Source organism: Streptomyces changanensis (genome assembly GCF_024600715.1).
GTDB lineage: Bacteria > Actinomycetota > Actinomycetes > Streptomycetales > Streptomycetaceae > Streptomyces > Streptomyces changanensis.
Window position 1 is genome coordinate 3941111 of sequence record NZ_CP102332.1, and the last position, 23206, is coordinate 3964316.

Sequence of the window (23206 nt, forward strand, 5' to 3'; positions counted from 1 at the left end):
CGCTGCAACCGTGGAAACAGAGAACCTGATCGCGCTGCTCGTCGCGGCGCCCCTGCTCGGAGCGGCCGTCCTGTTGTGCGGCGGCCGGCGGCTGGACCGGGCCGGGCACTGGCTCGGCACGCTGCTCGCCGCCGCCTCCTTCGCCGTCGCCGCGGTCCTCTTCGCCGACATGCTGGGCCGCGGCGCGGAGGACCGGACCCTGCACCAGCGGCTGTTCAGCTGGGTGCCGGTCGAGGGCTTCCAGGCCGACGTCGCCTTCCAGCTCGACCAGCTGTCGATGACGTTCGTCCTGCTGATCACCGGCGTGGGCACGCTGATCCACGTCTACTCCGTCGGGTACATGGAGCACGACGAGCGGCGCCGCCGCTTCTTCGGCTACCTGAACCTCTTCCTCGCGGCGATGCTGCTCCTCGTCGTCGCCGACAACTACCTGCTGCTGTACTTCGGCTGGGAGGGCGTCGGTCTCGCGTCCTACCTGCTCATCGGGTTCTGGCAGCACAAGCCCTCCGCGGCCACGGCCGCGAAGAAGGCGTTCCTCGTCAACCGGGTCGGCGACATCGGCCTCTCCGTGGCGATCATGCTGATGTTCACGACGTTCGGGACGTTCACGTTCGGGCCGGTGCTCGGCGCGACCGACGGGGCGTCGGAGGGCATGCTGACGGCGATCGGGCTGATGCTGCTCCTCGCCGCGTGCGGCAAGTCCGCGCAGGTGCCGCTGCAGTCCTGGCTCGGTGACGCGATGGAGGGCCCGACCCCGGTGTCGGCGCTGATCCACGCGGCGACGATGGTGACCGCCGGCGTCTACCTGATCACCCGTTCCGGGGCGATCTTCAACGCCGCGCCGGACGCGCAGCTCGCGGTCGTCGTGGTCGGCGCGGTGACGCTCCTGTTCGGTGCGATCGTCGGTTGCGCGAAGGACGACATCAAGAAGGCCCTCGCCGGCTCGACGATGTCGCAGATCGGGTACATGGTCCTCGCCGCCGGCCTCGGGCCGATCGGGTACGCCTTCGCGATCATGCACCTGGTGACGCACGGCTTCTTCAAGGCCGGGCTGTTCCTCGGTGCCGGATCCGTCATGCACGGCATGAACGACGAGGTCGACATGCGCAAGTACGGCGGGTTGCGCAGGTACATGCCCGTCACCTTCGTGACCTTCGGGCTCGGGTACCTGGCGATCATCGGCTTCCCGGGGCTGTCCGGCTTCTGGTCCAAGGACAAGATCATCGAGGCGGCCTTCGCGAAGGGCGGCACCGAGGGCTGGATCCTGGGCGCCGTCACGCTGCTGGGCGCCGGGATCACCGCGTACTACATGACCCGCGTGATGCTCATGACCTTCTTCGGCGAGAAGCGCTGGCAGCCCGCGCCCGACCCGGCCTCGGCGGACGTCGAGCCCGGCGCCGAGGCGGCCCCGGGGCGCATGCCCCGCCCGCACGAGTCGCCGAAGTCCATGACGATCCCGATGATCCTGCTCGCCTTCGGGTCGGTCTTCGCGGGCGGGCTCTTCTCCCTCAACAGCGCCTTCGTGAACTGGCTGAAGCCGGTCACGGACTTCGACCACGGCCATCCACCGGTCAGCGCCGCCGTCATCACCACGTCGACCGTGGTCGTGCTGCTCGTCGGCGTCGGCATCGCCTACGCCCAGTACGGGCGCAGGCCCGTGCCGGTGGTCGCGCCCCGCGGTTCGCTGCTCACCCGGGCCGCCCGCCGCGACCTCCTCCAGGACGACTTCAACCACGTGGTCCTGGTCCGCGGCGGCGAACACCTCACCCGCTCGCTCGTCTACGTCGACCACACCCTCGTCGACGGTGTCGTCAACGGCACCGCCGCGGCGATGGGCGGTCTCTCCGGCCGGATGCGCCTACTGCAGAACGGCTTCGTCCGCTCCTACGCGGTCTCGATGTTCGGAGGTGCTGCGGTGCTGATCGCCGCGACCCTGTTGATGAGGGCGGTGTGATCGCGATGTCCGCTTCGTCATTCCCCCTCCTCACCGCGACCGCGGTGCTGCCCGCCGTCGGCGCGATCGTCACCGCCGCCGTCCCGGCCGCCCGCCGCACGGCGGCCAAATGGCTGGCGCTGCTCTTCTCGCTCGCCACGCTCGCCCTCGCGGTGGTCGTCCTGGTGCGCTTCGACCCGGGCGGCGCCCGGTACCAGCTCACCGAGTCGCACGCCTGGATCAGCGACTTCGGCGTCCGCTACGAGCTGGGCGTGGACGGCATCGGGGTCGCCCTGATCGCCCTCACCGCTCTGCTGATCCCCTTCGTCATCCTCGCCGGATGGCACGACGCCGACCCCCTGGAGACCAGCTCCAAGCGGTGGCGCCCCACCCAGGGCTTCTTCGCGCTGATCCTCATGGTCGAGGCGATGGTGATCCTCTCCTTCGAGGCCACCGACGTCTTCCTCTTCTACATCCTCTTCGAGGCCATGCTCATCCCGATGTACTTCCTCATCGGAGGCTTCGGGGACCGGGCCCACGCCGGCACCGACGACCGGGCGGCCGCCCAGCGGTCGTACGCGGCGGTGAAGTTCCTGCTGTACAACCTCGCCGGCGGACTGGTCATGCTGGCCGCGGTGATCGGGCTGTACGTCGTCGCGGGCAGCTTCTCCCTCACCGAGATCACCGCCGCGCGCGCGAGCGGCGAGCTGTCCATGGCGACCGACACCGAACGGCTGCTCTTCCTCGGCTTCTTCCTCGCCTTCGCGGTGAAGGCGCCGCTGTGGCCGCTGCACACCTGGCTGCCGAACGCGATGGGGGAGGCCACGGCACCCGTCGCGGTGCTCATCACGGCCGTCGTCGACAAGGTCGGCACGTTCGCGATGCTCCGCTTCTGCCTCGGCCTCTTCCCCGAGGCGTCGAAGTGGGCCACCCCGGTGATCATCACCCTGGCGCTGGTCAGCATCGTCTACGGGGCGCTGCTCGCGGTCGGCCAGCGCGACATCAAGCGCCTGATCGCCTACGCGTCGATCTCCCACTTCGGCTTCATCATCCTGGGCATCTTCGCGATGACCAGCCAGGGCCAGAGCGGCGCCACGCTCTACATGGTCAACCACGGCATCTCGACGGCCGCGCTGATGCTGGTCGCCGGGTTCCTGATCTCGCGCCGCGGCTCGCGGCTCATCGCCGACTACGGCGGGGTGCAGAAGGTCGCGCCGGTCCTCGCCGGCACGTTCCTCGTCGGCGGGCTCGCCACGCTGTCGCTGCCCGGCCTGGCCCCGTTCGTCAGCGAGTTCCTGGTGCTGGTCGGCACGTTCGCCCGGTACCCGGTCGCGGGCGTCGTCGCCACCACCGGCATCGTGCTGGCCGCGCTCTACACGCTGGTGCTCTACCAGCGGACGATGACGGGGCCGGTCAAGGAGGGGGTCCGGGCCATGCCCGACCTGCGGCCGCGCGAGCTGGCCGTGGTGGCCCCGCTGATCGCGCTGCTGCTCGTCCTCGGCGTCTACCCGAAGCCGCTCACCGACATCGTCAACCCGGCGGTGCGGCACACCATGTCCGACGTCCAGCAGAAGGACCCCCGGCCCGACGTGGAGGCGGCCAAGTGAGCACTACGGACTTCCACACCCTGTGGACGACGGCGGCGGTCGAACCGCTCGGCAAGATCCCCGCGCCGGAGATCGAGTACTCCCAGCTGGCGCCGGTCCTCATCGTGGTCGGCGCGGCGGTCCTCGGCATCCTCGTCGAGGCCGTCGTCCCGCGCCGGGCGCGCTACCACGTCCAGCTCTTCCTCAGCACGGTGGCGCTCGCCTGCGCGTTCGCCGCCGTCGTCGGCCTCGCCGTCACGGGCCACGCGACCACCAAGGCGCAGATCTCCGCCATGGGCGCCATCGCGGTCGACGGCCCCGCCCTGTTCCTCCAGGGGACGATCCTGCTGACCTCGCTCGTCGCGGTCTTCACCTTCGCCGAGCGGCGCCTCGACCCGGCCCGGCACGGCCACCGCGTCGACTCGTTCGCCGCCGAGGCGGCCGCCGTCCCGGGAAGCGACCACGAGAAGGCCGCGGTCAAGGCCGGGTTCACCACCACCGAGGTCTTCCCGCTGGCGCTGTTCGCCGTCACGGGCATGCTCGTCTTCCCCGCCGCCAACGACCTGCTGACGCTCTTCATCGCGCTGGAGGTCTTCTCGCTGCCGCTGTACCTGCTCTGCGCCGTCGCCCGCCGCAAGCGGATGCTGTCGCAGGAGGCCGCGGTGAAGTACTTCCTGCTCGGCTCCTTCGCCTCCGCGTTCCTGCTCTTCGGCATCGCCCTGCTCTACGGCTACGCGGGCTCCGTCTCGTACGCCCGGATCGCGGACGTCGTGGACGGCGCGGTCGGCACGGTCGACCCGGCGCTCGCCGCGACGATGAGCAACGACGTCCTGCTGCTCATCGGCTTCGCGCTGGTGCTGATGGGCCTGCTGTTCAAGGTGGGCGCGGTGCCGTTCCACATGTGGACGCCCGACGTCTACCAGGGCGCCCCGACGCCGGTGACGGGCTTCATGGCGGCGGCCACCAAGGTCGCCGCGTTCGGCGCGATGCTGCGGCTGCTGTACGTGGTCCTGCCGGGGCTGCGCTGGGACTGGCGGCCCGTCATGTGGGGCGTCGCCATCGTCACCATGCTCGCCGGCGCCGTCGTCGCCATCACCCAGACCGACATCAAGCGGCTGCTCGCCTACTCGTCGATCGCCCACGCGGGGTTCATCCTCGCGGGCGTCATCGCGGCGACCCCCTCCGGCATCTCGTCCACGTTGTTCTACCTGGCGGCGTACTCCTTCGTGACGATCGGCGCGTTCGCGGTCGTCACGCTGGTGCGGGACGCGGGCGGCGAGGCGACGCACCTGTCGAAGTGGGCCGGCCTCGGGCGGCGGTCGCCCCTGGTGGCGGCGGTCTTCGCGGTGTACCTGCTGGCCTTCGCCGGGATCCCGCTGACGTCCGGCTTCTCCGGCAAGTTCGCCGTGTTCAAGGCGGCCGCTGAGGGTGGCGCGGGTGCCCTGGTGGTGGTCGGTGTGATCGCCTCGGCCATCGCCGCGTTCTTCTACGTCCGGGTCATCGTGCTGATGTTCTTCAGCGAGCCGCACCCGGAGGGGCCGACCGTCGCGGTGCCGTCGCCGCTGACCATGACGGCCATCGCCGTGGGCGTCGCCGTGACGCTCGTCCTCGGCGTGGCCCCGCAGTACTTCCTGGACCTCGCCGGCCAGGCGGGGGTGTTCGTCCGGTAGCGGACGGCCTCCGGGCGGGTCCCCGGCGCGCACGGGACGTGCGCGCGGAGCGGCGGCCGGGTGGGACGCGCGGTGACGCGCCCCGCCCGGCCGCCGCCGCGTCCGGCCCCCGCCCGGCGAGAGGCCCCTAGGGGCAGCGCACCTCGGGGTTCCACTCGTGGAACATGCCCTTGGGGTTGGGCTTGTGCAGCCACACGTGCAGGTCGTAGTGGACCTTCACACCCGCCTCCACGCCCGACGACGGGCCGAGGAAGGGCTGCCCGAACATCACCGGGCGGTCGTCGTCGGTCGCCATGTCCTGGTCGGCGTCCTCCACGAACCACTCCACACCGACCAGCCGCAGCACGCCGTCCGCGTCCTTCTCGTACATGAGGGCGGCCGGCCTGGTGGGGTCGGTCCGGTTGTTGTGCGCCTCGTTGACGTAGTGGTAGCCCATGGCGCCCTCCCCCTCCCGGGCGATGCAGCCGCGCAGGGGCGTGTAGCCGTCCGCGACGGCCCGTTCGACCGAGTGGTACTTCTGCGTCGAGCTGTACGCGGCCATCAGGTCGGCGTGCGCGGCGTCGTCGTCGGCGGCCGTCGCGGGGGCCGGGCCCCCCAGCAGTGCCAGGGAGGCGACGGCGGCGACGGCGGCGGCGGTCATGGGCCCTCTCGGGTTCATGCGGTGCTCCTCGTGGGACGGCGGGCGAGCGCGCGGAGCGCCCGGTGGTCCGGGCGGGACTCCTAGGCAGCATGTGACGCGGCGCCGGTGGTCGCACCCGGGGGCGGGCCATCGGACGGAAAGGCCCCTGTCCCCGGCCGGCCCGCGGTGGCATGGTGACCGGACGCAACTGGTCCAGACCACCGGCCCGGGACGGCCCGGCGCGGGGTGGCGGGCCGACGACGGGTGACGAGGACGGACGACGGCGATGCGCGGCACCACGGTGTTACCAGGGGAGGACGGCGGGACCGGCGGGCGGGGGGCGCTGCCGATGCACCGCTTGGAGGTCCCGATGCCCGACGCGGTGCCGTTCGCGATCGGCACCTTCGACACCATCGGGCCGATGTCCCGGGCCGCCTTCCCCCACCGGCACACCTTCTACGAGATCGTGCACGTCACGGCCGGGCGCGGGGCGCACGTCACCGACCTCGCCCGCTGGCCGCTGCGCCCGCCCCACCTGGGCTTCCTCACCCCCGGCCAGGTACACCACTGGGAGGGCGCGACAGGCGTGGACGGCTCCGTGGTCCTGTTCACGGAGGACTTCCTGATCGACCACCCCGACGACCGGCAGCTCCTGCGCCGCCTGGGCGAGCGGCCCTGGCACACCCTGGACGAGCGGGCCGCTGACCGGACGGCCCGGCTCGTCGCGGACCTCCACGAGGAGTACGGCCGCGGCACCGACGGCCACCCCTCGGTGCTCCGCGCCCTGCTGCACGTCCTCGTCGTGCGCGCGGCGCGGCTGTACGACGCGCACCCCGTCGCGCCGGGCCGCCTCCCGGGGCGGCCCGGCGCGGTCGCGGAGGAGTTCACCCGCCTCATCGGCCGCGGCGACCCGGCGCTGTGGTCGGTGGGCGCCTGCGCGGCGGCCGTCGGCGTGAGCGCCGGACACCTCGCCGAGGCGGTCAAGGCCGCCACCGGCCGCACCCCGGGCCAGCTCGTCCGCGAGGCCCGCGTCCACGAGGCGAAACGTCTCCTCGCCCGGACCGACCTGACCGTCCGGCAGGTGGCCGGGCGGGTGGGGTTCGGCGACCCCGCCTACTTCTGCCGCTTCTTCCGCCGGGAGACCGGCGCCAGTCCGGGCGACTTCCGGCGCGGCGCGGAGGTGCGCGGCGGGGGAGGGGCGGCGGGCGGCGGGGACGCGCGGGTGTCCGGTGGGCGAGGGGCGGCGGGTGGCGGGGGAGGGGAGGGCGGTGACGGAGGGGCGCGGGACCGTGGGGCGTGGGCCTGCCGCGATATTCACCACGACCGCCGCGTCCAGTCCATCGTGCGCCCCTGACGGCGTGCGTAGGTTCGGAGCCGTTCCCCTGACCCCCCTCCAGGACGAGGAGCAGGCATGGACGACCAGGAGCCCCGCGACGGGCACCCCACCCGCAAGACCGTGCTGCGCGCCGCCCTCGCGGCGGGCCTCGCCGCCCCCGCCGTGCTCGTCGGCGTGCCGGCGCTGGCCCGCACCGGCGCCGTCCCCGGCGGCGCCGCGCCGGAGCTGACGCCCACCTGCGACGACGGGGACGACCCGACGCCGCCGCAGATGGAGGGCCCGTACTTCAAGCCGAACTCGCCCCGGCGCACGTCCCTCGTGGACGCCGGCACCCCGGGCGTCCGCCTCACCGTCACCGGCTGGGTCTTCGGGCGCGGCTGCCGGCCCGTCCCCGGCGTCCTGCTCGACTTCTGGCAGGCCGACGTCAACGGCGCGTACGACAACGCGGGGTACCGCTTCCGCGGCCACCAGTTCACCGACGCCCAGGGCGCCTTCCGCCTCACCACGATCGTGCCGGGCCTGTACCCGGGCCGCACCCGGCACATCCACGTCAAGGCGCAGGCCCCCGGACGGCCCGTGCTCACCACGCAGCTGTACTTCCCGGGCGAGCCCCGCAACGCCACCGACCCGCTCTTCGACCCGCGACTGCTGATGACCGTGCGCGACGCGGGCTCCGGGGCGAAGGAGGCGGCCTTCGACTTCGTGCTCGACGTGCCGCAGACACCCGGCCCGACCACTCCGCCGCCCGACGGGACCTGGTCGCCGGGGACCGCGTACCGGCCGGGCGACCGGGTCACGTACGGGGGCCGCGGCTACGTCTGCCTCCAGGCCCACACCGCGCAGGCGGGGTGGGAGCCGCCGGGCGCCCCCGCGCTCTGGCGCGCCGGATGACCACCACGGGGTGCGGCTGAGCCATGCGCCGCACGGCCCGGCACCCGGAGCCGGGGTGCCGGGCCACGCCCCGTGGGGCGTGGCCCGCCGGCGTCCGCCGGGACGGCCGGTGCCGCGGCGCCGGACGGCCGGTACCGCACCGCCCGGCGGGGCCGGGTCCGGCGGGGTGCCGCAGCACCTGACCCGGCGGGGCGCCGTGGCGCCGCAGGGCGGGATCCGGCGGGGTGCCGTGGCGCCGGAGACCGGATCCGGCCGGGTGTCAGACCGCCGGTGTGACGCGGCCCGTGACCTCGCCCAGGCCGACCTTGGTGCCGTCCGGGCCGGGCGCCCACGCGGTGAGCGTGACGACGTCGCCGTCCTCCAGGAACGTCCGCTTGCCGCCGGCCAGTTCCAGCGCGTCCCGCCCGTTCCACGTCAGCTCCAGCAGCGAGCCGCGCTGGTGCGGCTCCGGGCCGCTCACCGTGCCCGAGCCGTACAGGTCGCCGGTGCGCAGCGAGGCGCCGTTGACGGTCATGTGCGCCAGCTGCTGCGCCGCCGTCCAGTACATGGTGGAGAACGGCGGCTCGGCCACCACCTCGCCGTTGATCCGCACCGTGAGGTGCAGGTCGAAGCCGCCCTGCTCCTCCTCGGCCGCGTCGTCCAGGTACGGCAGCAGCGGGAGGTCGCGCCCCGGCGGGGCCACCCGGGCGGCGTCGAGGGCCTCCAGCGGCGTCACCCACGCCGACACCGACGTGGCGAACGACTTGCCCAGGAACGGGCCGAGCGGCACGTACTCCCACGCCTGGACGTCGCGCGCCGACCAGTCGTTCAGCAGCGTCAGGCCGAAGACGTGCTCGCGGAAGTCGCCGAGCGCGACCGGCCGGCCCAGCTCGGAGGGGGTGCCGACGACGAAGCCGACCTCCGCCTCGATGTCCAGCTTGCCGGACGGGCCGAAGACGGGCGCGGCGTCGGCCGGCGCCTTCCGCTGCCCGCGGGGGCGCACCACGTCCGTGCCGGAGACGACGACCGTGCCGGAGCGGCCGTGGTAACCGATCGGCAGGTGCTTCCAGTTCGGCGTCAGCGGCTCGCCGTCCGGGCGGAACATGCGGCCCACGTTGGAGGCGTGGTGCTCGCTCGCGTAGAAGTCGACGTAGTCGGCCACCTCGAACGGCAGGTGCAGCGTCACCGCGTCGAGCGGATGCAGCAGGGGCTCTACGTCCGCGCGGTGCGCGGGTGAGGTCAGCCAGGCGGTGAGCGCGCGGCGCACGTCCCGCCACACCCTGCGGCCCGCCGCCATCAGCGGGTTGAGGGTCGGCTGCGCGAGCAGGTCCGCGTACGGGGAGCCGAGCGCGTGCGCCGCGGCGCCGGCGTCCAGCACATGGCCGCCGATCCGTACGCCCACCCTGCGGCGGCCGGGTTCGCCGGCGGTCGAGAACACGCCGTACGGGAGGTTGTGCGGGCCGAAGGGGTCGCCTTCGGCCAGGTCGAGCGGGCTCTGTTCGGGCTGCTCGGGCATCGGTGCTTGCCTCGCTTTCCACGTGTGTGGGGGACACGTTACGGCGGTGCCCGCGCTTCTCCCAGGTGCGGTGGCAGAGGGGCTCGTCACCCTCGCGGCGGCCGGGTTCCGGCGCTCGCCCGGCCCGGTCGACCGGACGCCCTGCGCGCCCGCGCGGGGAGCCGGGTGCCGTCCGGTGACGGAACGGGAACCTCCGGAACATCCGCGGGGCGGTGCGCGTGCGGGGAGGCGGCGCGGACGGTCACGACAGGCCCCCTCCCCCCGGCCCATTCCGGTCGTATGTGCCGAGGGCGAACATACCGGGGGTGGCGGGAAGGTGCCCACGGCGATCCAAACGGGACCGGATACGCTGACGTGAGTGAATCCAGCGACACATCGACAATCCGTGTGATCGTCAGCAGACAGGAGACCTCCTCGTGACCGCAGTCGGGCCGTTCGGGCTGAGCGTGCGGGACCAGGCTCTCGAAGCCGATGTCCAGACCGGGCTTGCGGCGGTCGAGGCTGGGCTCCTCGATGCCACCAAGAGCGACGTCCCCTTCATCACGGAGGCGGCGCAGCACCTGGTCAGGGCCGGCGGCAAGCGGTTCCGCCCGCTGCTCGTGATGCTCTCCGCGCAGTTCGGCGACCCGCACGCGCCCGGAATCGTGCCCGCGGCCGTGGTGGTCGAGCTCACGCACCTGGCGACGCTGTACCACGACGACGTGATGGACGAGGCCCTCGTCCGGCGCGGGGTGGACAGCGCCAACACCCGCTGGGGCAACTCCGTCGCCGTCCTCACGGGTGACTTCCTCTTCGCGCGCGCCTCACACATCCTGGCGGACCTCGGCCCCGAGGCCGTGCGGATCCAGGCGGGCGCCTTCGAGCGGCTGGTCACCGGGCAGATCCTGGAGACCGCGGGCCCGCGCGAGGGTCAGGACCCCGTCGAGCACTACCTCGACGTCATCGCCGGCAAGACCGGTTCGCTGGTCGCCGTGTCCGGCCGGTTCGGCGCCATGACGGCCGGCGCCGACGAGCGGACCGTGGAGATCCTCACGCAGTACGGCGAGCGGCTCGGCACCGCCTTCCAGCTCGCCGACGACGTCCTCGACATCGCCTCCGACTCCCACGAGTCCGGCAAGACCCCCGGCACCGACCTGCGCGAGGGCATCGCCACGCTGCCCGTCCTCCACCTGCGCGCGCTCGCGGAGCAGCACGGCCGCGCCGAGGACCTGGAGCTGGTGGAGCTGCTGGACGGCGACCTGACGGACGACGCCCGGCACGCCGAGGTGCTGCGCCGGCTGCGCGCCCACCCGGCGCTGGAGCTGGCCCGCCGGGACACCGTGCGGTACGCGCAGGAGGCGCGGGCCATGCTCGCCCCGCTGCCGGACGGGTACGCCAAGTCCGCGCTCGTGGAGCTGTGCGACCTGGTCGTCCACCGCGCGGGCTGACACCGGCCCGGACCCGGCCGCGCGGCGCCGCCCCTCTCCCGCACGGGTGCGTGTCTCGGGGGTGGGTCATCCCTGAGAGGTACGGCAAGTTGATGCCGCGGGCTGACGCCTCCGGGGCGGTGGTTGGGTGGAATGGTTACCACCACACCACGGAGGTAGCGCACACATGGCACCGAACGACAGCGACGCAAGGACCGCACGGCCCGTGCGCGCGAAGGTCACGCGGTACGCGGTCCCGGTAGCGGTGGCGGGGGTGGCGGCGGCGACGATCGGGCTCGTCCCGGCGCTCGCGGCGGCCGGCGACCCCGACCTGCCGAAGATCACCGCCCAGGAGCTCATTGAGAAGATCGCCGCGTCGGACGTCCAGCAGATGTCCGGCACGCTGAAGGTCAGCACCGACCTCGGACTGCCGTCCGTCGCGGGCCTCGGCGACCTGCTCGGCGACTCGGGGGCGGCCGCGTCCGCCGACGCCCAGCTGATGAAGCTGGCGTCCGGCACCCACACCCTGCGGGTCGCCGCCGACGGCCCGGACCGGCAGCGGCTGACCGTCCAGGACGGCGCCGACGAGTACACCCTCGTCCACAACGGCGGCGAGGTGTGGGCGTACGACAGCAAGGCCGGCGAGGCCGTGCACGAGGAGGCCCCGGCCGCGCACACCGGGCGCGGTGGCGAGCGCGGCCCCGGCTCCGACGCGCGCCGGCAGCCGCCCGTCACCCCGGGCGACCTCGCCTCGCAGGCGCTGGAGGCGGTCGACGCCACGACGTCCGTCACCGTCGAGGGCACGGCGCGGGTCGCCGGGCGGGACGCGTACCAGCTGGTCATCAGGCCCCGCCAGAGCGGTTCCACCATCGGGTCCGTGAAGGTGGCGGTCGACGCGCGCAACGGCGTCCCGCTGAAGTTCACGCTCACGCCGAGGGACGGCGGCAAGGCGGCGCTGGACGCCGGCTTCACCAAGGTCGACTTCGCGCGGCCGGACGCGTCGGTGTTCGCGTTCGCACCGCCGAAGGGCACGAAGGTGACGGAGGCGGACGCCGCCGGAGCGGGCTCCGAGGGGCCGGCCGCCGGGCTGAAGGAGAAGGACCGCAAGGCCGTCGAGGAGGGCCTGAAGGGGCTGGAAGGGCTGGAGGGCCCGGACGGCTTCCAGGGGCTGAACGTCCTCGGTGAGGGTTGGACCACCGTCGTCGAGCTCGCCGGCCCGGGTGCGGGCGGGGACGCGGCGGCGCCCGCGCCGCGGCGGGACGGCGCGGGCGGCGCGGGCGGCGCCGGGGAGAAGGACGGACTGCCGCCCGAGGCGCAGCAGTTCCTCGACGGCCTCGGCGACCGGGTCACAGGCCCGTTCGGCTCCGGCATGGTCTTCAAGACCCGCCTGGTCAACGCCCTGATGACGGACGACGGCCGGGTGTACGTCGGCGCCGTGACCCAGCAGGCGCTGGTCGCGGCGGCGAACGGCGCCACGAAGTGACGTCGGCCCGGGCGTGACGGCACCCGTCCGGGCGTGACGTCGGCCCGGGCGTCGCGGCGGCGGTTCGGAGGGGACGGCGGCCCGCCCGGACCCCAGGGCTGCCGCCCGGACCCGACGGTGGCGGCCACGTACGGCGGCCGCCACGTACGGCAGGGGCCCACCGCACGGTCGCGGTGGGCCCCTTCGGGTGTCGTCCGCCTCAGAAGGTCAGCGAGAAGCCGTTGAGGTACCCGGTGTCGTACTGCGCCACGTCCTGGAGGCGCAGCCGCCAGGTGCCGTTGGCCGGCTCGCTCGACGCGTCGACCGTGTACGTCTCGCGGACGTTGTCCGCCGAGTCGTTGCCGCTGGAGTTCTTCAGCCGGTACGCCGTGCCGTCCGGCGCGAGGAGGTCGATGACCACGTCGCCGCGCCAGGTGTGCACGACGTCCACCGTGACCTTGAGGGCGGCCGGGGCGTTGCCGGCGCGGCCCGAGACGGTGACGGACGAGGTGACGGGCGTGCCGTTGTCCGGGATGGCCACGTCGGCGGTGTTCTCGTACGTGTCGCCCGCCGGCGGCTCGGTCGTGCCCGCCGACAGCGTCCACACCGCGTGCGCGAGGGCGTCGCTGTTGCGGTCCAGCGCGGTGTCGTTGATGTTGGCGGTGGTGTCGCAGGACGAGTGGTAGCAGCGGTCGAAGGCCTGCCCGGCCGTCCCGCCCCACTTCTGCGCCTGGGCGCTCGTCTTGGTCCTGCTGGCACCGGTGAACAGGCCGCCGACCGGGATGCCGACGTTCTTGAACGACGCGTGGTCGGAGCGGCCGTCGCCCTCGGTCTCGATCTCCGTGGCGACGCCGATGCCGGCGAAGTAGTCCTTGAACGTCTTCTCGATGACCGGGTCGTCGTCGTAGACGAAGTAGCCCGGGTTCGGCGAGCCGATCATGTCGAAGTTCAGATAGCCGGAGACCTTGGCGCGCTCGGTCGTCGGCAGGTTGGTGACGTAGTACTTGGAGCCCACGAGACCCAGCTCCTCGGCGCCCCACCAGGCGAACCGCAGGTGCTTGGCGGGCTTGAGGCCGGCGCGGGAGACGGCGAGCGCGGTCTCCAGGACGGCGGCCGAGCCGGAGCCGTTGTCGTTGATGCCCGGCCCCGAGGAGACGGAGTCGAGGTGGGCGCCGGCCATGAGGATTTTGTTCGGGTCGCCGCCGGGCCAGTCGGCGATCAGGTTGTAGCCGGTGGCGCCGCTGGTGGTGAACTGCTGCACGGTGGTGGTGAACCCGGCGGCGTCCAGCTTGGCCTTCAGGTGGTCGACGGACGCCTTGTAGCCGGGGCGGCCGTGGGCGCGGTTGCCGCCGTTGGCGGAGGCGATCGACTGGAGCTGCGTCAGGTGCGCCTTGACGTTGGCGAGCGGGATGTCGGGCGCGGCGGCCGCGGCGGCCGGTGCCGCCGGTGCCGAGGGCGCGGCGGTGGCGGCGGGCGCGGCGGTGGCCAGCAGGCCCGCGAGGGCGAGCGCGGCGATCGCGGCGGTGCGTCTGGGTATGCCGGACACGGAGTGCGTCATGTGGGGGCTCCGGATTCCGTACGGGGATGGGGACGGAACGAGCGAGACGCCCCGCGACGGCGGCGTCGGCGGGGCGCTGGAGCTGGTGGTACCGGTCTGGTGCCTCTGGTGCGCGGTGCGTCGCTGAATGTACATCGACAATTCGACCGCGCGTCAAGGGTGTTTTCCGGTCACCCGGCTCCGTATACCGGACGCGGTGGCGCCACGGAGCGGGCGGCCGCCCCCGGGGGGAGTGCGGGCGGCCGATCACCGTGGCGCGTCGGTCGGCGCGGCGGGGGAGGCACCCGGCGCGGCGCGGACGCGCCCGCCGGGGGCTCGCCCCGGGCGGGTGCGCGCACTCCGTGCCGGGGCCGAGGCGGGGGCGGCCCGGTACGCGGGGCGCGCGGGCGCGCCCGTCCGCAGGTCCGGGGTGCGCCGGGGCGCGGACGGGGTGTGCGGGCGCGCGGGTCGGGAGGGTGCCGGGGCGCGGCCGGGGGCCGTGGGGGAAGCGGCCGCCGTCCGCCCGGTCGCGGGCCCCACCGGGGTACGGCGGGTCCCCCGGGGATTCACGGGCCGCCGCGGGTCCGCGCGGGACGCCGTCCGGATGCCGGACCGCGGCCGGATCCCGCCGTGCCGCGCGACCACCGGCCCCGCCCGCCGGAACGGCCGGTACCGCACCGCCGGCGGCCGTCGCCGTGCCGGGGGAGGGGAGGGGCTACAGCGTGGGGCGCGTGGACTGCGCGGCGGCCGCCTGGGCCTGGACCACGGCGCGGGAGGCGGCCTCGGCCGCGAGGCGGGCGGCCGTCGCGCGGGTGCGGTGCGCCGTGCGCAGGGCGTCCCACGTGAGCAGGGCCAGCGCCACCCACACCAGCGCGAACCCGGCCCACCGCTCCGGCGGCATCGCCTCGCGGAAGTACAGGACGCCGGCCAGGAACTGGAACACCGGCGCGAGGTACTGGAGCAGCCCGAGCGTCGACAGCGGCACCCGGATCGCGGCCGCCCCGAAGCAGACGAGCGGCACGGCGGTGACGAGACCGGCCGACGCCAGCAGCGCCATGTGCCCGACGCCCGCCGAACCGAAGGCGGCCTGCCCCTGGGAACCCAGCCACAGCAGGTACCCGAGGGCGGGCAGGAACTGCATGGCCGTCTCCGCGCCCAGCGACTCCAGGCCGCCCAGGTTGACCTTCTTCTTCACCAGGCCGTACGTCGCGAAGGTGAAGGCCAGCACCAGCGAGATCCACGGCGGCCTGCCGTACCCGACCGCCAGCACCACCACCGCCGCGAACCCGGTGCCCACGGCCGCCCACTGCACCGGACGCAGCCGCTCCTTGAGCAGGATGACGCCCATGGCGATGGTGACCAGCGGGTTGATGAAGTAGCCGAGGGACGACTCGACGACGTGGCCGGCGTTGACCGCCCAGATGTAGAGGCCCCAGTTCACGGTGATCACGGCGGCCGCGACGGCGATCAGCCCCAGCTTGCGCGGCTGCCGCAGCAGCTCGGGCACCCAGGCCCAGCGGCGCACGACGAGCAGCGCCAGGGCCACCGCCACCAGGGACCACAGCATGCGATGGGCGAGTATCTCGACGGCGCCCGCCGGCTGGAGGAGGGGCCAGTACAGGGGGAACAACCCCCACATGCCGTAGGCCCCGATGCCGTAGAGGAGTCCCGCCCTCTGCTCGCCGCCGCCGCTCCTCGCCGCCACCGCGTCCGCCCTTCCCGTCCCGACGTCCGCCGTCCCGGCGACCACCGTCCCGCACCGCCCTGTCCGGTCGACGGTAGCGCCGCACGGGAGGTCGTGTCATGCCCGTTTCGCCATACGGTCATGACGCGTCCGTCACGGCGACGGCCCCCGCCCGGACCCGCCCCCGCACGCGCCGGGGCCCGCCCGGACCTGCCCCCGCCCGGACCCGCCCCGCACGCGCTGGGGCCCGGTCCGGGAACCATGGGTTCCGGACCGGGCCCCAGCGGGGACGGACGGGTCGGCCGGCCTCAGCCGACCACCGTCCACGTGTCGTTCCCGGCGAGCAGCGTCGCCAGGTCGCCCTTGCCCCGCTGCTCGACGGCCACGTCCAGCTGGTCGGCCATGAGCGTGTCGTACACCGGCCGCTCCACGCTGCGGAAGACGCCGATCGGGGTGTGGTGCAGGGTGTCCGGGTCGGCCAGCCGCGACAGCGCGAACGCCGTCGTGGGCGACTGCGCGTGCGCGTCGTGGACCAGCACCCGCGACGCGTTCTCCGGCGTCACCTCCACGACCCGCAGGTCACCGGTGGCCGGGTCGCGGACGACGCCCTTCGCCCCGTCCGCGCCGAAGCGGATCGGCTGCCCGTGCTCCAGCCGGATCACCGCCTCCTGCGCCCGGTCCTTGTCCTTCAGCGCCTCGAACGCGCCGTCGTTGAAGATGTTGCAGTTCTGGTAGATCTCCACCAGCGCCGTGCCCGGGTGGTCCGCCGCCGCCCGCAGCACCTCCGTGAGGTGCTTGCGGTCCGAGTCCACCGTCCGCGCCACGAACGACGCCTCCGCGCCCAGCGCCAGCGACACCGGGTTGAAGGGCGCGTCCAGCGACCCCATCGGCGTCGACTTCGTGATCTTCCCGACCTCGGAGGTCGGCGAGTACTGGCCCTTCGTCAGGCCGTAGATCCGGTTGTTGAACAGCAGGATCTTGAGGTTGACGTTCCGGCGCAGCGCGTGGATCAGGTGGTTGCCGCCGATGGACAGGGCGTCGCCGTCCCCCGTGACCACCCACACCGACAGGTCCTGCCGCGAGCCGGCCAGACCCGTGGCGATGGCCGGGGCGCGGCCGTGGATGGAGTGCATGCCGTACGTGTTCATGTAGTACGGGAAGCGGGACGAGCAGCCGATGCCGGAGACGAAGACGATGTTCTCCTTCGCCAGCCCCAGCTCGGGCATGAAGCCCTGCACGGCGGCGAGGATGGCGTAGTCACCGCAGCCGGGGCACCAGCGGACCTCCTGGTCCGACTTGAAGTCCTTCATGGACTGCTTGCCCTCGGCCTTGGGCACCAGGGTCAGGGCTTCACTGGGCATCGATGGCCTCCTTCAGCGCCGCGGCGAGCCGCTCGGCCTTGAACGGCATGCCGTTGATCTGCGTGTGGCTGCGTGCGTCGACCAGGTACCTGGCGCGGATCAGCAGGGCGAGCTGCCCCAGGTTCATCTCCGGCACGACGACCCTGTCGTACCGCCCCAGCACCTCGCCGAGGTTGGCCGGGAAGGGGTTGAGGTGGCGCAGGTGGGCCTGGGCGATCGTCTCGCCGGCGTTCCGCAGCCGCCGCACGGCGGCCGTGATCGGCCCGTACGTCGAGCCCCAGCCCAGCACCAGCGTGCGCGCCCGCCCGGAGGGGTCGTCGACCGCCACGTCCGGCACGGCGATGCCGTCCACCTTGGCCTGGCGGGTGCGGACCATGAACTCGTGGTTGGCCGGGTCGTACGAGATGTTGCCCGTGCCGTCCTGCTTCTCGATGCCGCCGATGCGGTGCTCCAGCCCCGGCGTGCCCGGGACCGCCCACGGCCGGGCCAGCGTCTCCGGGTCGCGCTTGTACGGCCAGAAGACCTCCGTACCGTCCTCCAGGGTGTGGTTCGGGCCCGTCGCGAAGGAGACGCCCAGGTCCGGCAAATCCGCCACGTCCGGGATGCGCCACGGCTCGGAGCCGTTGGCCAGGTAGCCGTCCGACAGCAGGAACACCGGCGTCCGGTACGTCAGCGCGATGCGCGCCGCCTCCAGCGCCGCGTCGAAGCAGTCCGCCGGCGTCCGCGGCGCCACCACGGGGACCGGCGCCTCGCCGTTGCGGCCGTACATCGCCTGGAGCAGGTCCGCCTGCTCCGTCTTGGTCGGCAGGCCCGTCGACGGGCCGCCCCGCTGGATGTCCACGATGAGCAGGGGCAGCTCCAGCGACACGGCCAGGCCGATCGTCTCCGACTTCAGGGCCACACCCGGCCCGGACGTCGTCGTCACCGCCAGCGAGCCGCCGAACGCGGCGCCGAGCGCCGCGCCGATGCCCGCGATCTCGTCCTCGGCCTGGAAGGTCCGCACGCCGAAGTTCTTGTGCCGGCTCAGCTCGTGCAGGATGTCCGACGCCGGGGTGATCGGGTACGAGCCCAGGTACAGCGGCAGGTCCGCCTGGCGGGCGGCGGCGATCAGCCCGTACGACAGGGCGAGGTTCCCGGAGATGTTGCGGTACGTGCCCGGGGGGAACGCCGACGTGGCCGGGGCCACCTCGTAGGAGACGGCGAAGTCCTCCGTCGTCTCGCCGAAGTTCCAGCCCGCCCGGAAGGCCGTCACGTTCGCCTCGGCGATGTCCGGCTTCCCCGCGAACTTGCGGCGCAGGAACTGCTCGGTGCCCTCGGTCGGCCGGTGGTACATCCACGACAGCAGGCCCAGCGCGAACATGTTCTTCGACCGCTCGGCCTCCTTGCGGGACAGGCCGAACTCCTTCAGCGCCTCGATCGTGAGCGTCGTCAGCGGCACCGGGTGGACGCGGTAACCGTCCAGGGTGCCGTCCTCCAGCGGCGACGTCTCGTAGCCGACCTTGGCCATGGCGCGCTTGGCGAACTCGTCGGTGTTGACGATGATCTCGCCGCCGCGCGGCACGTCCGCGAGGTTCGCCTTCAGCGCCGCCGGGTTCATCGCGACCAGCACGTTCGGCGCGTCGCCGGGGGTGAGGATGTCGTGGTCGGCGAAGTGCAGCTGGAACGAGGAGACGCCCGGCAGCGTCCCGGCGGGGGCGCGGATCTCGGCGGGGAAGTTCGGCAGCGTCGACAGGTCGTTGCCGAAGGACGCCGTCTCCGACGTGAAGCGGTCACCCGTGAGCTGCATGCCGTCGCCCGAGTCACCCGCGAAACGGATGATCACCCGGTCCAGACGGCGGACCTCCTTCTCCGAGCCGCGCCGCTGCTCCGTAGCGCCGTGCCGCTCCCCGGCGGTCGTTCCTTCGGTGGCTCCGTCGGTCGCTGCGGTGGTCGCCGCGTCGGTCGTTCCGGCGGCCCGCAGGGCCTCCCGCGCCGTCTCACCCGTCTGCTCGGCCGGGCTACTGACCTGGCTGGTCACTGAACTGGACCTCCCTCGAGACAAGGGGCCTCCCCGCCGTCGGCGGGAGAACGCTCGGAAGACAGCCGGACGACCGGCCGTCCCGAGGCCCACCCTACGTCGGTAAGGGTTCCCTTCCCTGGACAGCTCGAATGATGGACGCCACTCCGAGACGCCCCTTTGTCCTGGAACATCATGCTTGGTCTCCCCCCGTGTGCCACCGGAACGGCGCTCCCGGCCCGGTCTTCGGTCTTGGGTCCCCTCCGCGGGCGGCAGCGCCGATGGCCTGCCGGCCCGGCCACTGTGGGCGGGGCGTGGATCAGGTGTTCAGGTAGGTCAGCACCGCGAGCACCCGCCGGTGGTCGCCGTCGCTCGGCGACAGCCCCAGCTTCAGGAAGATGTTGCTGACGTGCTTCTCGACCGCCCCGTCGCTCACCACCAGCTGACGCGCGACCGCCGAGTTCGTCCGCCCCTCGGCCATCAGACCGAGGACCTCCCGCTCCCGCGGCGTCAGCGCCGCCAGCACGTCCTGCCGCCGGCTGCGCCCCAGCAGCTGCGCCACCACCTCCGGGTCGAGCGCGGTGCCGCCGCGCGCGACCCGCACGACCGCGTCCACGAAGTCGCGGACGTCCGCGACCCTGTCCTTCAGCAGGTACCCCACGCCCCGGCTGCTGCCGGCCAGCAGCTCCGTCGCGTACCGCTCCTCGACGTACTGGGACAGCACCAGCACGCCGATCCCCGGATGGTCCGCGCGCAGCTTCACGGCCGCCCTGACGCCCTCGTCGGTGTGGGTCGGCGGCATCCGCACGTCCGCGACGACCACGTCCGGCGGCGCCCCGTCGGCGACCAGCGCGTCCACCGTGCGCAGTAGCGCGTCCGCGTCCCCCACGCCCGCGACGACGTCGTGTCCGCGGTCGGTCAGCAGCCGGGTCAGACCCTCCCGGAGCAGTACGGAATCCTCGGCGATGACCACCCGCACCCTGTCGTCCACAGCCCTGCGGCCCCCACTTCGATCGGCTCCGGTACGGCGACGTCCACCGTCACCACCAGCATCCCAGCAAGTTCGGCCATGTGGGTGACAGAGCGTTCAACTGTGTTCAACTGCGCCAGGGCAGCTCCGCCGTGACCGTCGTCGGGCCGCCCGGCGGGGAGTCGACGACGAGGAGCCCGTCGACGGCACCCAGGCGTTCGGCGAGCCGCGCGAGGCCGCTGCCGGTGGTGGGGTCGGTGGTCGGTTTCGCGGTCGGGCCGGATGTCGGGCCGGATGTCGGGTCGGTGGTGGGGGCTTTTGTCGGGCCGGTGGTCGTTTCGGCGGTCGGGCCGGTGGTCGTTCCGGTGGTCGGGGCGGCGCCGCCGCGCCCGTCGTCGGTGACCTGGACGAGGAGGCGGTCGCCGCTGTGCCAGACCTCGACGGAGGCCCGGCGGGCGCCCGCGTGCTGCGAGACGTTCCGCAGCAGCTCGGAGACGGCGACGTAGGCGATCCCCTCGATGGCCGCGGCGGGCCGTTCCGGCAGGTCGACGGTCACGGTCACGGGGACGGTGCAGCGGGAGGCGACGGAGGAGAGCGCGGCGTCGAGGCCCCGGTCGGTGAGGATGGCGGGGTGGATGCCGCGGGCGAGGTCGCGCAGTTCCCGCAGGGCGAGCTTCACCTCGCCGTGCGCCTCGTCGACCATGCGGGCGGCGGCCTCCGGGTCCTCGCCGGCCCTCTCCTTGGCGAGGCCGAGGTCCATGGCGAGGGCGGCGAGGCGGGCCTGGGCGCCGTCGTGCAGGTCGCGCTCGATGCGCCGCAGGTCCGCCGCGGCGGTGTCCACGACCACGCCCCGGTCCGACTCCAGCTCCACGACACGGCTGGCCAGCCGCGAGGGGCCGAGCAGCCCGACCACGAGCAGCCGGTCGACCCCGGCCAGCGCCCGGATCACCCACGGCGTCACCAGGACGAGGACCAGGCCGACGAGGCAGCTCGCCCCCACGACGTACGCCGTGTCCAGGACGACGCTGTGCCGCCCGTCCCCGTACAGCTGCACGCCGTCCACCCCCGCGTACAGGGGCAGCAGCCACTGCCAGAGCGGGTACGTGAACAGCGCCCACGCCGTGGTCCACAGGGTCACCGCGACGGAGAACGCGAAGACCGCCCACGGCATGTGCACCACCGCGTACAGCAGGTGCCGCCACGACGCGCCGCTCTTCAGCGTCGCCCCCATCCACGCGAACGGCCCGCTGCCGGGCTCCGTCCGGGTCCGTACCGGCTCCGGGGCGGCGACCCGGGTACCGAGCAGGGCCCGCGCCCGCGCCCGCTCGACCACGCCGAAGCCCCGGCACAGCGCCAGGCCCGCGGCCAGCACCGGGATGCCGACGAACGTCACGACCAGCCCGGCGCCGACCGCCAGCGCCGTCACGGAGAGCGCGAAGTACAGGACGCCGAGCGGCAGACCCACCACCAGGTGGCAGAACTCACGCCAGGTGCGAGGGGACAGCGGGGCGGCGAGCCACGCGGGGACGCGCGGCGGACGCGGGCGGCCGGTGGTGTCCGGCCGGTATGCCATGGCCATGGGGAGATCCGTTTCTGCTCGCGTGGGGTCGGTCGGCGTGGGGAACGGGGCGGCGGGGAGGGTGGTGCGTCGGGGCGGGTGGTGCGTCGGGGCGGGTGGTGCGTCGGGGTGGGCGGTGTGGCGGGGTGGGCAATGCGGCGGGGTGGGCGGTGCGGCGGGGCGGGTGGCCGTGGGTGGGTGCCTCCGGGTGGTGGGTGCGGCGGGGCCGGGCGGGCTCACCTCCTCGGGGTCGGCGGGCTCGGGTCCCGGCCGGGGTGCCCGCCCTTCTCCGCCGACCCCTGCGGGGGCGAACCCGCCCGGCCCCGCCTCCCGTCCCGGGCGCCTGACCGGTCGCGGGAACGGTGGGCGTGGGCGGGTGGCAGGTCGTGTGGTGGCGGAGCCGCTGGGCGCGGGCGTGCGAGGGCTGCCCCGGGGCGTGCGGTCGCCGCGGGGCGGATGCTGTGCGGGAGCGTCAGGGGCGGACGGCCGCCCGGGACCGCCAGGGCAGTTCGGCCGTAGCGGTCGTCGGACCGCCCGGCGGGGAGTCGACGACGAACAGCCCGTCGACGGCTCCGAGGCGTTCGGAAAGTCCCGCGAGGCCACTGCCGGCGGCCGGGTCGGCGCCGCCGTGGCCGTCGTCGGTGACCTGGATGAGGAGGTACTCCTCGGTGCGCCAGACGTCCACGGTGGCGCTCCGGGCCCCGGCGTGCTTCGAGACGTTCTGCAGCAGCTCCGACACCGTGAAGTACGCGATGCCCTCGGTGGCCTCGGCCGGCCGTTCCGGCAGGTCGACCGTGACGGTCACGGGGACGGTGCAGCGGGAGGCGACGGAGGAGAGCGCGGCGTCGAGGCCCCGGTCGGTGAGGACCGCCGGGTGGATGCCGCGGGCGAGGTCGCGCAGCTCCTGCAGGGCGAGCTTCACCTCGCCGTGCGCCTCGTCGACCATGCGGGCGGCGGCCCCCGGGTCCTCGCCGGCCTTCTCCTTCGCCAGCCCCAGCCCCATGGCGAGGGCCACGAGGCGGGCCTGGGCGCCGTCGTGCAGGTCGCGCTCGATGCGCCGCAGGTCCGCCGCGGCGGTGTCCACGACCACGCCCCGGTCCGACTCCAGCTCGGCGACCCGCCGCTCCAACTCGTCCGACGGCCCCAGCAGCCCCCGCACCATCACCCGGTCGAGGTTGGCCATGGCCCGCACCAGGTACGGCAGCGCGGGCCACAGCGCGACCAGCGCGACCAGCGTCACCGTGAACGTCAGCACGCCCCAGGGCAGCCGTATGAACCCGAACAGCGCCGCCCGCCACGCCACCGGGTCGCGCAGCAGCGCCCACACCCGGGCCGCGAGGCCGCCGCGCGGCGGGACCGGCAGCCGGCTCGGCTCCTCCATCCGCATCCCGAGCAGCGCCCGGGCCCGCGACCGCTCCACGCGCCCCATCAGCCGCATCCCCGCCAGCCCGCACGCCAGCAGCGGCAGACCGACGACGGTCACACTGAGCGCGGCCCCGACCGCCACCGTGACCGTGACATAGACGAACGCCACGAGGGACACTGGCAGGTTGGAGAGGAGGTGGACGATCTCCTTCCACATGGCCGTCCCGAACCCGATGCGGGAGGGACGGGCCGGGACGGCGTGGTCGCTGGGCGTGGTCATGGCGACCAGACTGCCCGGCGCGGCACCGGCCGCGCCATGGGGGCCGTGGGTGAGGGC

At 73.9% G+C, this 23206-nt stretch carries 16 protein-coding genes; 7 read left to right on the plus strand and 9 right to left on the minus strand.

The window, feature by feature from the left end; translation table 11 throughout:
• The first annotated feature begins 10 nt into the window (after positions 1-10).
• The 3 genes from nuoL to nuoN are packed head-to-tail and all read left to right on the plus strand — an operon-like array spanning position 11 to position 5189.
• Positions 11-1954, plus strand: coding sequence for an NADH-quinone oxidoreductase subunit L (gene nuoL, locus NRO40_RS17595; protein WP_058945131.1), 1944 nt, complete (start codon positions 11-13; stop codon positions 1952-1954).
• A gap of 5 nt (positions 1955-1959) precedes the next feature.
• Positions 1960-3540 carry an NADH-quinone oxidoreductase subunit M gene (locus tag NRO40_RS17600; protein WP_257375443.1) on the plus strand — a complete coding sequence of 527 codons (1581 nt, stop codon included), beginning with the start codon at positions 1960-1962 and terminating at the stop codon, positions 3538-3540.
• Positions 3537-5189 carry an NADH-quinone oxidoreductase subunit NuoN gene (nuoN, locus tag NRO40_RS17605; protein ID WP_058944776.1) on the plus strand — a complete coding sequence of 551 codons (1653 nt, stop codon included), beginning with the start codon at positions 3537-3539 and terminating at the stop codon, positions 5187-5189. Before NRO40_RS17600 ends, nuoN begins: the two co-directional genes overlap by 4 nt.
• Before the next feature lie 127 nt (positions 5190-5316).
• On the opposite strand, the gene NRO40_RS17610 is transcribed toward nuoN, so the two are convergent.
• On the minus strand, positions 5317-5847 hold the full coding sequence (locus tag NRO40_RS17610) for a hypothetical protein (RefSeq protein WP_157901935.1): 531 nt from the start codon (positions 5845-5847) through the stop codon (positions 5317-5319).
• A 247-nt stretch (positions 5848-6094) separates the two neighbouring features.
• On the opposite strand from NRO40_RS17610, the gene NRO40_RS17615 reads away from it, so the two are divergent.
• Positions 6095-7162: a helix-turn-helix transcriptional regulator gene (locus NRO40_RS17615; protein WP_058944774.1), complete on the plus strand. Its 1068-nt coding sequence runs from the start codon at positions 6095-6097 to the stop codon at positions 7160-7162.
• A 57-nt stretch (positions 7163-7219) separates the two neighbouring features.
• On the plus strand, positions 7220-8035 hold the full coding sequence (locus tag NRO40_RS17620) for a dioxygenase family protein (RefSeq protein WP_058944773.1): 816 nt from the start codon (positions 7220-7222) through the stop codon (positions 8033-8035).
• A 259-nt stretch (positions 8036-8294) separates the two neighbouring features.
• On the opposite strand, the gene fahA is transcribed toward NRO40_RS17620, so the two are convergent.
• On the minus strand, positions 8295-9530 hold the full coding sequence (gene fahA, locus NRO40_RS17625) for a fumarylacetoacetase (protein ID WP_058944772.1): 1236 nt from the start codon (positions 9528-9530) through the stop codon (positions 8295-8297).
• Positions 9531-9946: 416 nt separating this feature from the next.
• On the opposite strand from fahA, the gene NRO40_RS17630 reads away from it, so the two are divergent.
• Positions 9947-10957 carry a polyprenyl synthetase family protein gene (locus tag NRO40_RS17630; RefSeq protein WP_058944771.1) on the plus strand — a complete coding sequence of 337 codons (1011 nt, stop codon included), beginning with the start codon at positions 9947-9949 and terminating at the stop codon, positions 10955-10957.
• 166 nt (positions 10958-11123) lie between these two features.
• On the plus strand, positions 11124-12419 hold the full coding sequence (locus tag NRO40_RS17635; protein ID WP_058944770.1) for a LolA family protein: 1296 nt from the start codon (positions 11124-11126) through the stop codon (positions 12417-12419).
• A 199-nt stretch (positions 12420-12618) separates the two neighbouring features.
• Here NRO40_RS17635 and NRO40_RS17640 read toward each other — a convergent pair whose 3' ends face one another.
• From NRO40_RS17640 to NRO40_RS17670, 7 genes are all read right to left on the minus strand, one after another.
• Positions 12619-13956 (minus strand): M28 family peptidase, encoded by a 1338-nt coding sequence (locus NRO40_RS17640; protein ID WP_058944769.1) that lies wholly within the window; start codon positions 13954-13956, stop codon positions 12619-12621.
• Between the two features lie 694 nt (positions 13957-14650).
• Positions 14651-15640 (minus strand): EamA family transporter RarD, encoded by a 990-nt coding sequence (gene rarD, locus NRO40_RS17645; protein WP_107115232.1) that lies wholly within the window; start codon positions 15638-15640, stop codon positions 14651-14653.
• A gap of 287 nt (positions 15641-15927) precedes the next feature.
• Positions 15928-16980, minus strand: a complete 1053-nt coding sequence (locus tag NRO40_RS17650; protein WP_058944768.1) for a 2-oxoacid:ferredoxin oxidoreductase subunit beta — start codon at positions 16978-16980, stop codon at positions 15928-15930.
• Positions 16970-18997, minus strand: coding sequence for a 2-oxoacid:acceptor oxidoreductase subunit alpha (locus NRO40_RS17655; protein ID WP_058944767.1), 2028 nt, complete (start codon positions 18995-18997; stop codon positions 16970-16972). The genes NRO40_RS17650 and NRO40_RS17655 overlap by 11 nt, the downstream gene beginning before the upstream one ends.
• Positions 18998-19295: 298 nt before the next feature.
• A complete protein-coding gene (locus NRO40_RS17660; RefSeq protein WP_058944766.1) occupies positions 19296-19967 on the minus strand; it encodes a response regulator transcription factor in 672 nt (223 codons plus the stop codon).
• 106 nt (positions 19968-20073) lie between these two features.
• On the minus strand, positions 20074-21525 hold the full coding sequence (locus tag NRO40_RS17665; RefSeq protein ID WP_058944765.1) for a sensor histidine kinase: 1452 nt from the start codon (positions 21523-21525) through the stop codon (positions 20074-20076).
• 451 nt (positions 21526-21976) lie between these two features.
• On the minus strand, positions 21977-23149 hold the full coding sequence (locus NRO40_RS17670; RefSeq protein WP_058944764.1) for a sensor histidine kinase: 1173 nt from the start codon (positions 23147-23149) through the stop codon (positions 21977-21979).
• Between the last annotated feature and the right edge of the window lie 57 nt (positions 23150-23206).

What these genes read in the sequence shown, in the direction of transcription:
- NRO40_RS17670 (WP_058944764.1), bottom strand. Translation starts at nt 23,149, where the DNA reads ATGACCACGCCCAGCGACCACGCCGTCCCGGCCCGTCCCTCCCGCATC.
- fahA (WP_058944772.1), bottom strand. Translation starts at nt 9,530, where the DNA reads ATGCCCGAGCAGCCCGAACAGAGCCCGCTCGACCTGGCCGAAGGCGAC.
- NRO40_RS17635 (WP_058944770.1), top strand. Translation starts at nt 11,124, where the DNA reads ATGGCACCGAACGACAGCGACGCAAGGACCGCACGGCCCGTGCGCGCG.
- NRO40_RS17620 (WP_058944773.1), top strand. Translation starts at nt 7,220, where the DNA reads ATGGACGACCAGGAGCCCCGCGACGGGCACCCCACCCGCAAGACCGTG.
- NRO40_RS17615 (WP_058944774.1), top strand. Translation starts at nt 6,095, where the DNA reads ATGCGCGGCACCACGGTGTTACCAGGGGAGGACGGCGGGACCGGCGGG.
- NRO40_RS17650 (WP_058944768.1), bottom strand. Translation starts at nt 16,980, where the DNA reads ATGCCCAGTGAAGCCCTGACCCTGGTGCCCAAGGCCGAGGGCAAGCAG.
- NRO40_RS17600 (WP_257375443.1), top strand. Translation starts at nt 1,960, where the DNA reads ATGTCCGCTTCGTCATTCCCCCTCCTCACCGCGACCGCGGTGCTGCCC.
- NRO40_RS17640 (WP_058944769.1), bottom strand. Translation starts at nt 13,956, where the DNA reads ATGACGCACTCCGTGTCCGGCATACCCAGACGCACCGCCGCGATCGCC.
- NRO40_RS17665 (WP_058944765.1), bottom strand. Translation starts at nt 21,525, where the DNA reads ATGGCCATGGCATACCGGCCGGACACCACCGGCCGCCCGCGTCCGCCG.
- NRO40_RS17610 (WP_157901935.1), bottom strand. Translation starts at nt 5,847, where the DNA reads ATGAACCCGAGAGGGCCCATGACCGCCGCCGCCGTCGCCGCCGTCGCC.